The sequence below is a fragment of the Nostoc paludosum FACHB-159 genome (assembly GCF_014698835.1).
GTDB lineage: Bacteria > Cyanobacteriota > Cyanobacteriia > Cyanobacteriales > Nostocaceae > Nostoc > Nostoc paludosum.
In genome coordinates this window covers 1-13,428 of the sequence record NZ_JACJTU010000011.1, presented here as the reverse complement: position 1 = coordinate 13,428, position 13,428 = coordinate 1, and the positions used below count along the sequence as shown (strand labels likewise).

Annotated in this window: 9 protein-coding genes and 1 pseudogene; 5 read left to right on the top strand and 5 right to left on the bottom strand. The window is 43.6% G+C overall.

Going from position 1 to position 13,428, the window contains the following annotated elements; translation table 11 throughout:
* Nucleotides 1–705: a cadmium resistance transporter gene (locus tag H6H03_RS13340; protein ID WP_190955575.1), complete on the top strand. Its 705-nt coding sequence runs from the start codon at nt 1–3 to the stop codon at nt 703–705.
* Between the two features lie 175 nt (nt 706–880).
* Here the strand turns inward: H6H03_RS13340 and cysK are convergent, their stop codons facing one another.
* Nucleotides 881–1,843, bottom strand: coding sequence for a cysteine synthase A (cysK, locus tag H6H03_RS13335; protein ID WP_190955574.1), 963 nt, complete (start codon nt 1,841–1,843; stop codon nt 881–883).
* 235 nt (nt 1,844–2,078) lie between these two features.
* Entirely contained in the window at nt 2,079–2,561 is a 483-nt protein-coding gene (locus H6H03_RS13330) for an RrF2 family transcriptional regulator (RefSeq protein WP_190955723.1), read from the bottom strand.
* Nucleotides 2,562–2,764: 203 nt separating this feature from the next.
* Between H6H03_RS13330 and cysE the strand changes: the two genes are divergently transcribed.
* Nucleotides 2,765–3,493: a serine O-acetyltransferase gene (cysE, locus tag H6H03_RS13325; protein ID WP_190955573.1), complete on the top strand. Its 729-nt coding sequence runs from the start codon at nt 2,765–2,767 to the stop codon at nt 3,491–3,493.
* Nucleotides 3,494–3,724: 231 nt separating this feature from the next.
* Entirely contained in the window at nt 3,725–4,315 is a 591-nt protein-coding gene (locus H6H03_RS13320; protein ID WP_190955572.1) for a Crp/Fnr family transcriptional regulator, read from the top strand.
* A gap of 27 nt (nt 4,316–4,342) precedes the next feature.
* On the opposite strand, the gene H6H03_RS13315 is transcribed toward H6H03_RS13320, so the two are convergent.
* Nucleotides 4,343–4,987, bottom strand: a complete 645-nt coding sequence (locus H6H03_RS13315) for an NIL domain-containing protein (protein ID WP_190955571.1) — start codon at nt 4,985–4,987, stop codon at nt 4,343–4,345.
* A gap of 396 nt (nt 4,988–5,383) precedes the next feature.
* Here H6H03_RS13315 and H6H03_RS13310 point away from each other — a divergent pair, with 396 nt between their 5' ends.
* Nucleotides 5,384–5,653: a hypothetical protein gene (locus H6H03_RS13310; RefSeq protein ID WP_190955570.1), complete on the top strand. Its 270-nt coding sequence runs from the start codon at nt 5,384–5,386 to the stop codon at nt 5,651–5,653.
* Nucleotides 5,599–8,169 carry a beta strand repeat-containing protein gene (locus H6H03_RS13305; protein ID WP_190955569.1) on the top strand — a complete coding sequence of 857 codons (2,571 nt, stop codon included), beginning with the start codon at nt 5,599–5,601 and terminating at the stop codon, nt 8,167–8,169. Before H6H03_RS13310 ends, H6H03_RS13305 begins: the two co-directional genes overlap by 55 nt.
* 514 nt (nt 8,170–8,683) lie before the next feature.
* Here the strand turns inward: H6H03_RS13305 and H6H03_RS13300 are convergent.
* The gene (locus tag H6H03_RS13300) at nt 8,684–11,848 is read right to left on the bottom strand and encodes a GAF domain-containing protein (protein WP_190955568.1); all 3,165 of its coding nucleotides are present in this window, start codon (nt 11,846–11,848) and stop codon (nt 8,684–8,686) included.
* 445 nt (nt 11,849–12,293) lie between these two features.
* Nucleotides 12,294–13,184, bottom strand: a pseudogene (locus H6H03_RS13295) (IS982 family transposase).
* Nucleotides 13,185–13,428: the final 244 nt, after the last annotated feature.

Sequence of the window (13,428 nt, the reverse complement as noted above, 5' to 3'; positions counted from 1 at the left end):
ATGTCCTGGCACAACTATGTTACTGCAATTAGTACAGGTGCAATTACGTTTATTGCCACTAACATTGATGATATTGTTATTCTGTTGTTATTTTTTTCTCAAATAAATTCTAATTTTCGCCCCCGGCATATAGTTACTGGTCAATTTTTAGGTTTTACATTTTTGGTAATTCTAAGTCTTTCTGGTTTATTTAGTGGGTTAGTTTTATCAAAAAGCTGGATTGGATTACTAGGTTTGCTGCCAATTGCCATAGGTATCAGCAGTTTAGTCAATCGAGAAGAAGATTCATCAGAAGAAGTGTTACAAGAAACGGAAGAATATCAAGAAACAACAATCACTAATTTGTTGTCTCCTCAAATTTACAGTGTGGCAGCCGTTACAGTTGCTAATGGTAGCGATAATATTAGTGTTTACGTGCCATTGTTTGCTAGCAGCAGCTTAGAAAGTTTTGTGGTCACTATAATAATGTTTTTTATCTTGTTAGGAATTTGGTGCTACGCAGCATACAAATTAACTAAGCAGAAAATTATAGCTGATATCTTAACTCGCTACATCAATCATATTGTGCCTTTTGTGCTTATAGCATTAGGCGCTTTTATTGTATTAAAAAGTGAAGCTTTGAGCTTAATTAAACTAGCTTTTAGTTGTTTTTGTTTGATGATTTTGGTGAAAAATAACGAAATTGAAGAAAATTCAAGTACTTGACCAAGACAATTTTATCGAGAAAAATTCATACTAAAGCACAACCCTGTGAAAAATATTACACAGGGTGTAAGACTAGTTTGTCATTGAAGAAGAATTCACAAGCAAAGCCACAGACGTTTTTGTTGCTCCGGTCAGAATTCATAAACACAGTAAAATCAAAAATTCGTTTATGGCATCAAACTTTGCTCAACCACTCATTTTCCTCTGGGTCTTTAAACAGTGAGGTACTGAGGTAGCGTTCGCCGAAGCTAGGCTGCACCATAACGATTAGCTTACCCGCATTTTCTGGTCGCTGTGCAACTTGAATAGCCGCATACAAAGCAGCGCCAGTAGAAATGCCAGATAGCAATCCTTCTTCTTTTGCTAGACGACGGCTGTAGGCGATCGCTTGCTCATCTGTAACCTGAATCACTTCATCTACCACGTCTGAACGGTAAATTGCTGGGACGAATCCCGGCCCGATACCTTGGATTTTGTGAGGGCCTGGCCTACCACCAGCTAATACCGGACTACTGGTTGGTTCAACTGCGATCGCTTGAAAACTTGGCTTGCGTTGCTTAATAACTTGGGATACTCCTGTAATCGTCCCACCAGTACCGACTCCCGCCACCAGAATATCCACTTCGCCATCGGTATCATTCCAAATTTCTTCTGCGGTGGTTTCGGCATGAATTTTCGGGTTCGCAGGGTTGCGAAACTGCTGCAACATATAAGCATTGGGGGTTTGAGCTAGAATTTCCTCTGCACGAGCGATCGCTCCTCGCATCCCTTCTACCCCTGGCGTTAACTCTAGTTGTGCGCCGTATGCTCTGAGCATGGCTCGTCTTTCCTGGCTCATTGTGTCAGGCATCGTTAGAATAAGATGGTAACCCTTCGCGGCTGCCACCATCGCCAACGCAATTCCTGTATTTCCAGAGGTTGGCTCAACTAAAACCGTCTTTTTGGGGTGAATCAAACCTTTTTCTTCTGCGGCTTCCACCATACTGGCACCAATCCGATCTTTGACAGAAGATGCTGGATTCATGCTTTCTAGCTTCACCACAATTTGAGCAACCGCTCCCGAAGCTTGGGGAATCTTGTTTAATTGAACTAAAGGAGTCCGTCCGATTAATTCTGTAATATCTCTTGCGATCTTCATATAAGTACTCCTTTGTCAAACAATTTTCGATGAAAGAATTTTAGATTTTAGATTGACTCCATACCCGTCTGTTAGGCGTTCGCGCCGTCTAGGTAGGGGCTTGAGTAAACAATTGTAGATTTGGAATCAAAGGATTTATTCCATAAATCAACTAAGCTTGCTCTGGAAACTCTTTAGATTTTAAATTTTGAATGAACAATCCAAAATTTAAAATCTAAAATCTAAAATTCGCTGACTAAATGTAATACATGGGACTCTGCTGGGCGCGAATTTCCCTTTCCTGGCACAAATCTTGGAGTGTATAGCGACCCAAAACTTCAATTGAAGCTGCATTGGCTTGCTCCCAGATTTCATAAACTAAAGTCCTTTCTAGAGTGGGAGATTCAGAGCTATCTTTCTCTTTGCGCTCACCTTCCACCAAAGTCACAATTTCTAGCAGAGTGATCTGCCAAGGTTCGCGAACTAAGATGAAACCTCCTTTAGAGCCTCGTTGACTCTGCACCACACCAGCACGCCGGAGGTTGGTCAAAATTTGTTCCAGATAGCGCTCAGGTATGGGTTGTTTAGCAACGATCTCACTCATGGTTAGGGGAACTTTTTTCCCGTGGTGGCTTGCTAGTTCTAAAAGTGCTAGTAGCGCGTATTCCACTTTGGAAGACAGATCGAGGAGAGAGTAGTTTTGGCTATTCAAGACTGTACTCAATATACTACGGTTAATTGAGGGATTTATCGCATTTTAGGCGAAATTTATTTTTCCAGGTGTCGGATGTGATAGCATCCCACTTACGATCCACAAAAACACTATAATCTATCGACTTACCGTAGTTTATCATTTAAGAAAATTCCCATGAATACTTGATTTTTGAGTGGGAATTATCTGAGTTTGGGAACTCCAAAAATCAAACAAAAACTCAAAAAAATATGCTACTAACTGATTTGCGAACCATTTTTGAGCGTGACCCAGCAGCGCGTAACTGGATAGAAGTACTATTTTGTTACCCTGGATTTCAGGCGCTACTGTTCCATCGAGTAGCACACTGGCTGTATAAAATTGGAATTCCTTTTCTACCCAGGTTTATCTCTCATATTAGTAGGTTTTTAACTGGAATTGAAATCCATCCTGGGGCATTAATTGGCAAAGGAGTATTTATCGATCACGGGATGGGAGTAGTGATTGGTGAGACAGCGATCGTTGGGGACTATGCCTTGATTTATCAAGGTGTTACACTTGGTGGTACCGGCAAAGAAAGTGGCAAGCGCCATCCAACTTTAGGTTCTCATGTGGTTGTGGGAGCGGGTGCTAAAGTATTGGGAAATATTCAAATTGGCGATCGCGTGCGCGTTGGAGCAGGTTCAGTAGTCCTGCGAGATGTGCCCAGCAACACCACAGTTGTCGGGATTCCAGGGCGCGTGACTCGTCAGAACAATTTATCTGGCGATGTTCTAGATCATGATAAAGTTCGGGACGTAGAAGCCGAAGTCATCCGGGCTTTATTTGAACGAGTCAAAGCTCTAGAAAAACACTTAGGCGAATTAGAAGATCGATCGAGCCTGTTTCCAAATGAGCTTGGCGACGAACAAACCGACAAACCCAAGTGCAATAATTCTGACGGAATGATTGAAGATTTTCTCGATGGTGCGGGAATTTAAGAATGGGGTATGGGGCATGGCGCATGGGGCATGGGGCATGGCGAGATGAGGGAGAGTGAAGAGGACAAGGAGACAAGGAGAATAATTCATAACCAATGCCCAATGCCCAATGCCCAATGCCCAATGCCCCACTTCATACATAAAAACATTAATAATTTCAATATACACATGCTTTTATAACCTGATATATATATACTACGGTTAGTTTACCAAAATACAGTATTATGCATTATGGTTTCTTTATACACAAATATTACTAATTTACCAAGTAATAATACTAAGCAAGTTTTTGCACGTCGTTCATTTTTGCCAGAGTATCAAAACGGTCTTTGGAAGATTGAAACGGGTTTTGTCAGGACTTTTACTTATCTGGAAGATGGTACAACTGTTGCTCTGGGATTGTGGGGCCCTGGGGATGTTGTGGGTAAAGCTTTGTCAAAATTAGAACCTTACCAGATGGAGTGCTTAACTAAAGTGGGGGCGACAGTCCTACCTTTAGAAGAGTGGACTGAACTAACAGAAACTCTACTAAGCCATATCCAACAGGCTCAAGAATTGATGGTGATTCGTAGCCATAAAAAAGTCGATACCATGCTCATCAAGCTGCTAGCATGGTTATCTAAAAAGTTTGGGTCGGAAGTTGAGAAAGGGCGTTTAATAGATATGCGTCTAACTCATGAAGACCTGGCAGAAATGGTCGGTTCAACTCGTGTAACCATAACTCGCGTTCTTGGTCAATTTGAGCAAGAAGGCTTGATCGATCGCCTCTCCTTGCACCGAATTGTGCTACGCGAAGAAGACATTTGGTACTACGAAATTTAAACTAATTATGAATTATGAATTATGAATTTAGCGATCGCCATAGACGCTAGACAAATCCAACCAAATCGGTAGTCCAAGTTTTTCTAAATAACTTAGGCTGGAGTAGAGTTGCTTTGTTCTACCCCATAAATCCAAATCAAACCAGCCGTCATCTTGGCTGTCGGGTTTAAGTATAGCGCTGGTGATATTAACTGTTAGTCCATAACGAGAAACTAACTTGGAAATCACCGGTTGTTCGTAGTAGCTTTTCAAGATGCACAGTTGCAAGCGCAATCGATTGGTCTGACCTAGAGAAATCCATTGTTGAAATTGTTCTTGCCATCGAGCTGCTAGCCATGCCGAGTCTTTAGGGTTGAGTTTGTAAGCTGAATCTGGAAAAGATAAGGAGTTATGGGTGGCTTGAATTTGGTTGGCGATCGCTAGTTGTACTAAATCTACTCCCAATCCTTGTAAGTAAGATAGGCTATTTGTCAGCTTTTGGGGATTTCCCGAAAGTTCTAAATCAAACCAGCCGTCGCTGTCACTATCTAATGTCAACGATGCAGCTTTGATATTGACGGTTAAATCATAACGAGACACCAGCCGCGAAATGACAGGTTGCCGATGATACCGCCCAGGCACGAGAATTCGACTGTGGACTGAAGCAGGTTCTACAGATTTAGTCGCAGACATAATACCATTATTGTGATTCCAGCCTTACAATGATTTTCATCCTTTTAGCTTTGATTAAAATACGGTAAACCGATAAACTTACAGTCTTATCTGTAATGTAAAGGAGACTCCCATAAAGTCTAGAAAAAAACAATGGGTGAATTTACGTAAAATATGCTCAATTTATGTAAAGTAATTGCCCGCTAAAGAATTGACAGATTAATTTATATGTGATAATGGTTTCTTGATAAGAATTAAGTGTTTCCAAAGATTGAAACGCAATTTTAAGGTTTTTTAATCGAAATTAAATGACTGGCTACTGAGCGATCGCATTAATTCTCATAGGTTGGCAATTTGATTGCCTATCAGAATTAATGATGATTGAAAAACTAGGAAGACTCACATCAAAACCTACTGGTGGAATTTGGATGTCTGATTTTTATTGACTTGATGTATCGCAGGAATCAGAGTCACCCCTTCAGTGTGCTGACTTTACAAGAACAAACAGCAAATCCGCCTGGTTTTGAAACTTTGGTGTTGCAGGTAAAGCTTTGTGCAGTGCGATCGAGTTCAGAGTTGCCTGATGCCGATATGAGCCACTCCCGCAATTACAAAAAACCCAGGAGAAAATCATGGCTAATTCATCATTTAATCTCTCAGATATCAATGGTAGCAATGGCTTCGTGATTAACGGCATTGCCGCGGATGACTTCTCAGGCTCGTCTGTCAGTAGTGCTGGGGATGTCAACGACGACGGCTTCGATGACCTGATTATCGGCGCACCCAATGCCGACCCCAATGGCAGCTCTTCTGGGCAGAGCTACGTGGTGTTTGGTAGTAGCACAGGCTTTACCACCAGCCTCAACCTATCAAGCCTTAACGGTGCTAACGGCTTCGTCATTAATGGCATCGCGGTGTATGACAACTTAGGCTACTTTGTCAGTGGTGCTGGAGATGTCAACGGCGACGGCATCGACGACTTGATTATCGGGGCACCTTTTGCCAGCCCCAACGGCGAGAATTCTGGGCAAAGTTACGTGGTATTTGGCAAGAGTACAGGCTTTAGCTCCAGCCTCAACCTATCGAGCCTCAACGGCACTAACGGCTTCGCCATCAACGGTATCGCGGCAGGTGATTTATCAGGCTTATCTGTCAGCAGTGCCGGAGATGTCAACGGCGACGGCTTAGACGACCTAATTATCGGGGCAAGAGATGCCGATCCCAACGGCCACTGGTCTGGACAGAGCTACGTGGTGTTTGGCAAGAGCAAAGGCTTTAGTTCTACCCTCAACCTATCGAGCCTCAACGGCATTAACGGCTTTGCCATCAACGGGATCGCGGCGTATGACATCTCCGGCTCGTCTGTCAGCAGTGCTGGGGATATCAACGGTGACGGCTTCGACGATCTGATTATCGGTGCCCCCAATGCCGACCCTAACGGCGACGCATCTGGGCAGAGCTACGTGGTGTTTGGCAAGAGTAAAGGCTTTAGTTCTACCCTCAACCTCTCTACCCTCAACGGTGCTAACGGCTTCATTATCAACGGCATCAATGCATATGACCAATCAAGTGCTTCTGTCAGCAGTGCGGGAGATATCAACGGCGACGGCTTCGACGACCTGATTATCGGGGCACCTACTGCCGGCCCCAACGGCTCTTATTCTGGACAGAGCTACGTAGTGTTTGGCAAGAGTACAGGCTTTAGTTCTACCCTCAACCTCTCTACCCTCAACGGTGCTAACGGCTTCGCTATCATCAATGGTATTTCGGGCTATAAAGGCTTAGGCAACTCTGTCAGCAGTGCCGGGGATGTCAACGGCGACGGCTTCGACGACTTGATTATCGGGTCATTCACTGCTGACCTAAACGGCGAAGATTCTGGGCAGAGCTTCCTAGTGTTTGGCGGTAGCACAGGCTTTAGCGCCAGCCTTAACCTTTCCACCCTCAACGGTGTTAACGGCATTGCAATCAACGGCATCGCCGGGAATGATTTGTCAGGTTGCTCTGTCAGCAGTGCTGGAGATGTCAACGGCGACGGCTTCGACGATCTGATTATTGGGGCACGCTATGCCGACCCCAACGGCTCCCAATCAGGGCAAAGCTACGTGTTGTTTGGTGGGACGAATATCGGCAACACTTCTAACCTTACGGGAACTTCTGGTGCAGATACTCTCATCGGCACAATTGGCAACAACATCATCGACGGCAAAGTTGGTAACGATATCCTCACAGGCAACGGCGGTCAAGATAGGTTTGTGATTCGGCGAGGTGATGGCAATGACACTATTACCGATTTTGGTGGTGTCGGTAAAGGCACTAGCCCATCAGCAACGGTAATTGCCAACGTTGACACACTGCAATTTATTGGGGCTGGCTTGACTGCTCAAAATCTGCTGTTGACTCAAAATGGCAGTAACTTAGAAGTCACTTTTGAAAATGTGTCTAATACAAAAGTCACTCTGAAAAACTTTCAGTTAGAAAATCTGGATAACTTGAAAGCTTCTGGAAGCAAACCAGCCATTGGTAATATCCTGTTTGATGGGCAAACTACTATCATTGACAATTTTAATGTCCTTGATGCCAATTCTACTGATACGGCGATCGGCATCCAGAACACTGTAACTTTCCTCAATGACCTCAATAACCAAATTACCGGTTTGGACAACTCGGCTGATGTTATCAATGGTCAGGGGGGTAATGACAAAATCGATGGTAAGAGTGGCAACGACTTACTGCGGGGTGGTGCTGGAAATGATAGTCTTGTTGGCGGTGCTGGAAATGATAGTCTTGTTGGCGGTGCTGGCAATGATACTCTTGTTGGTGGTGCTGGCAGCGATCGCCTCACAGGTGGTGTGGGTGCCGACTATTTTCTTTACAATACCAATGCTGCCTTTGTTAGTTCTGCTATTGGTCAAGATACCATTACTGACTTCAACCGCCTCCAAGGTGACAAGATTATCCTAGATAAAACTACCTTTAGTGCTATTACTTCTGCGGCGGGAACTGGTTTCAGTAATGCTAGTGATTTTAAAATCATTTCTAATGGGGCAACCAGCACAGCGAAAATTGTCTACGACCCTGTGAGCGGCCAGTTGTTCTACAACCAAAATGGCAGCGCAGCTGGTTTCGGTAGCGGTGGTCTATTTGCTACCCTTAGCGGTGTCCCCACTCTCACAGCTACGGACTTCATCATTCAAGCGTAGCTAAGTAGGCGGGCATAATTAAACGTAAGATGTCATTGGGAGGAACGAAGCAATCGCAAAGACTGGGATTGCTACCCTTCGCGAACATCGTTCCTCCTCTCTACGAGACGCTACACGTAGCTTGCTTCCCCACAAGGGTAGGCAATGACAAAACATATTATATCTACTCACACCGATCTACTTAACTGTCAACAGCCATTGATATCATGTCCGCTTGATTGCTTATTAAACCGGAAGAACCCCACCCCGCCAAAGCTACGCTTTGTCTCCCCTCCCCGCTTGCGGCTACCGTGTACACACAAGTCAATTACCCCCCTTAATCCCCCCTTGGAAAGGGGGGAAAAAGAAATCTAATTCCCTCCCCTTTACAAGGGGAGGGTTAGGGAGGGGTAATTCAATGACTGATAGTGATTCCATAACTTGTGTGTACACCGTAGCCGCTTGCGGGGAGGGGTTGGGGTGGGGTGTAATGACTGTGGTTAGCATAACTAATTATGTGCACATGATATGATTTTCAAGTTTTCGCCTGACGAATTGGCAGTTCAACCACAAACTCTGTGCCTTTGTAAGGTTCAGATTGGCAGTAGATCTTACCTTTGTGTTTATCTGTGACAATCTGGTAGCTGATGGAAAGCCCTAGTCCTGTGCCTTTACCAACAACCTTGGTTGTAAAAAATGGATCGAACAAGCGAGAGAGGATTTTTTCATCCATACCAAGTCCATTGTCGGCAATGCGAATGGCAATCCAGTCTTTATTGACCAGTGAGGTAGAAATTCGGATTTCGCTGGGGTTTGCTACTAACGCTTCAGGGGTTGCTTGGGCATTTCGTTCTTCTAAAGCATCAATGGCGTTAGACAGCAAATTCATAAATACCTGATTCAACTGACCGGGATAGCATTCTATTGGAGGTAAAGTATCATAGTCTTTGGTCACATGAATGGTAGAGCCATCAATTGACGACTTCAAGCGGTTTTGCAAAATCATCAACGTGCTATCGATGCCTTCATGAATATTTGCTGATTTGAAATCAGCTTCATCTAAGCGGGAGAAGTTCCGCAGCGAACTGACAATTTCACGAATGCGTTCAGTCCCAACCTTCATGGACTGGAATAACTTAGGTAAGTCGTCGAATAAAAATTCTATTTCCGCTTTATTTAAAAATTCTTGGATCTCTTGTGTGGCATTGGGATAACTTTGTTGATAAAGCTGGACACAACGCAGCAAGTCTTGGGTATATTGGTGGGCGTGTTCTAAGTTACCGTGGATGAAATTAACTGGGTTATTAATTTCGTGGGCTACACCCGCCACTAGTTGCCCCAAGCTGGCCATTTTTTCAGTGTGAATAATTTGCAGTTGGGCAGTACGCAGCTCATTTAGTGCTTGGGCGAGTTGATTTGCTTCTTCACGGGTTTGACCCAGCAAACTGGATTGTTGGAACAACTTGGCTTGACGTAGTGCTACACTTACTTGAGCCGCCACTTGGGTGACAAATTCTAATTCAGCTTCTTCCCAATCACGTGTATGTGTGCATTGGTGAATGCATAACAATCCCCAGAGATCGTCACCTTCCATCAGTGGGACAATAATCTGTGCTTTGACTTGGAATCGCTCAATTACATCAAGGTGAGGGACTTTCGAGCCAACACTGTTGACATCAGAAATTACTTGCACTTGTCCTTGGCGATATTGCGGTGCATACTGGTCACCAAAGCAATAGTCTTGCACCTTCACAGCGAGGGCAGAATCAAACTTGGGTAGCACATCTTCAGCGATAAATTCACCACTGCAAAAACCTACATCAGGTTCAAAGCGGAAGATGCCAGCTCGATCTGCTTTGAGCGATCGCCGCACTTCCTGTACTGTTGTCTTAAAGATCGTCTCTAAATCTAAAGATTCCCGAATTTTGACGACTAAATCGAATAAAATCCGTCGCTGTTCAGCCGATTTGTGCAATTCATCAGCGCGAGTTTGGATTTGCGTCACCATCTCGGAACTTTGCATTGCTACTCCGAGTTGGCTGGCTACTTGTGCTAAAAATTCTACCTCTACACTACCCCACTGACGCGGTGCAGAATGTTGATACGCAGCCAGCAATCCCCACAGATTCCGCCCCACAAAAATTGGGGTCAAGGCATAGGCACGAATCTTGAACTGCTCTAAAATATCGAGGTGACAGCGCGAGTGTCCGGCTTGGTAGATGTCGTTGACAGCAAAACTTTCGTTATTGCGGTAGCGCCCACCTTTGGTTTCTTGTAAGTGGGTATCCTCCCAAACTAGATTTTTACCAAATAAATTAATGCTGTCCCACTGTGCCTCCACCATGCCGAAATGGCTGACGAATTCGCCACTCCAGTCTTCATTAAAGCGATAAACGCCGACTCGCTCAACTCGTAGGAGTTTACAAACTTCCTGACAAGTAGTTTTCAGAATTAAATCAATATCTAAAGAGGAGCGAATTTTACCGACGACTTCGGTGAGTGCGCGTTGCCGAGCGATGGCATTTTCTAAAGCTGTGGCCTGTTGTTTCGACTGGGTTAAATTTTCGGCTTGCTGAATCGCCACTCCCAGCTGTGCCCCCACCTGTCCCAGGAACTCGACTTCATAATTTGCCCATTGACGCGCCCCTGAGTGTTGATAAGCTGCTATGAGTCCCCACAGTTTCGGCCCGATGAAGATTGGCGCTAAGGCATATGCCCGAATTTTAAATTGCTCCAAAATGTCTATATGACACCGTGAATGACCAGCTTGATAAATGTCGTTAACAGCAAAACTTTCGTTATTGCGGTAGCGCCCACCTTTGGTGTCTTGGAGGTGAGTATCTTGCCAAACAAGGTTTTTGCCAAATGGATTGCTTCTATCCCATTGCGCCTCAACCATGCCGAACTGGCTGACAAATTCACCACTCCAGTCTTCATTGAAGCGATAAACTGCTGCCCGCTCTAACTTCAGGAGTTTGCACATTTCCTGACAGGCAGTATCGAGAATAATTTTGGTGTTTACAGAGGAGCGAATATTTCCCACAACTTCTGTCAAAGCACGTTGCCGCGCAATTGCATCTTGCAATTCTGCTGTGCGTTGTTTGCTTTGTTCTAAAATTTCTGCCTGCTGCATGGCTACGCCGAGATGGCTGGCGGCTTGAGCTAAAAACTCTACTTCGTCAGGATGCCATTGCCGGGTTGTGGAGTGTTGATAGGCTGCTAGTAAACCCCAAAGTTTTGCACCAATGAAAATAGGTGCGATGGCATATGCTCGAATTTGAAACTGTTCTAATACCTCAATATGACAACGAGCGTGTCCAGCATCGTAAATGTCAGCTACAGCAAACGGCTCATTTTTGCGATATCTTCCTCCTTGAGTTTCTTGCAAATACGAATCTTCCCACACCAAGTTCTTTCCAAAAGGATTGAGTGTATCCCACCGTGGTTCTGCAAAACCAAAACTATTGATAAAACTACCACTCCAATCACTGTTGAAACGGTAGATCGCAACTCGCTCAATCTTCAATTGTCGGCAAATATCTTGGCAAGAAGTCGAACACAGAGATTCTAGGTTTACAGATGCCCGAATTTTCGCTAAAATTCTCCCCAAAATTTTTTGATACTGAACCGTTAACTGTAGCTGTTTTTGACACTCTTCCACATTTTGGACGTTTAAAGTTTTATAATCGTTCGTTGTCATAAAGTGTAGGGAATGACGAAATACCTAATTTCAGTATTCCCAGTTTCGTTTTGCGATCCTCAGCTGCAAGGAGAACTCAGCTGTGACTACGTAACTAACAAGCTTGTCAATGCGCCGCCCTTTCCGCACTTTTGTAGTCAGGTTGCCCTTCACTACCCATATTATTTTTAGTAAAAATTTATTTACTTCCGCTTAAGCTTCACATTAGCAACATACATTTACAGATATTAGTCAGTTATCACTGAAGAGGTACAGTTTTTAATGTATCTGATATCTACTTAAAGATAGATTTTCCCAACAGATTCTTTTGAAATTTATAACGATTGCCTTGTAAGCTAAAAGGAAAGTTTTGGAGCACTACCAGTAATCAGAGTAGTGACCATACCATTGACACCATTTATCTACAGCATATTGAAAGTTGCTAAAGTACGTGAGTTCGACGGAACTAAAAAATGGCAGGAGGTAGAGCAGGCAAATCTTTTGGGTAAATATCAATCGACGGTTTTTTGGGCAAATAAGTATAAGCAGCTAAACCAGCCATCAAGTTAACCAAAAAGTTAAATGGACTACGATGGCGGGAGTGTTCGATTTGACAGATATTTTTCAGATGATCATTGACCGACTCAATCACTGCTCGTTTGCGTAAGAGAATTTTATCAATCAGTTTGACCAAGCGATTTTTCATTCTTTTCTTAGATTTTGTGACTAACTGCAACCCTCGTTCATATAACTCTTCAAATAATTTTTGGGAGATATATCCTCGGTCACCAAATAATTTACCAATGAGGTCACGAGTCATATTTGGGACTGGTTTTCGGTCATCCACATTGGCTGGAGTTAGTGAAAATGCGAGTAATTCTCCACAATCATTAATAATCAAATGTAGTTTAAATCCAAAGTGCCAGCCCACAGAGTTTTTTCCCCATTTTACTAATCCTTTAAATACCTTGTGAGAATGCGCTCTACAGTTATGACAAACATTAATTGGAGTAGAATCTATAAAGCTAATCCCTGTAATTTCTCCTGTACGTGTATGTAAAAAGCAACATAGCAGCATTAAACACCAGGGCATCAGTTCCACAAACCGAGTATAGCTGACCAAATTTGGAAATGCTTGATGCCATCCTGGAAGCACATGCATTGTATAGAATTCCTTGAAAGTCTTATATCCACTGCCATGAAATGCGATGACTATTGTCATCACTTCTGATAAATGCATTCGGGAACTACTGCGCCGTTCTCCTTTTGTCGATGGCAATTGTGGTACTTGTGAACAGAGATTTTCCCATTAGTTACAGAAATCATCTACGTCGCAGAAAATTTGCGTGATATCCAGGCAAGATACAATGGTAGACATAGCCGAGACCTTGATTTTTCTTTGATATTTTTTAGTCTCGGCATTTTTTGTGAGTTTTTTCCCGATTCTCAATCAATCGTAGCGATTGCCTCCTCCTGTGCCCACCCTCAGCGATCCCCGGATTTCTCACAAGTGAAAAAAAAGTATTCACATAACCTCAATGACTAACAATTTTTTAATACATGAGTAATTTAGATTCAAAGGTAAAAGTCAAGTAAGCATA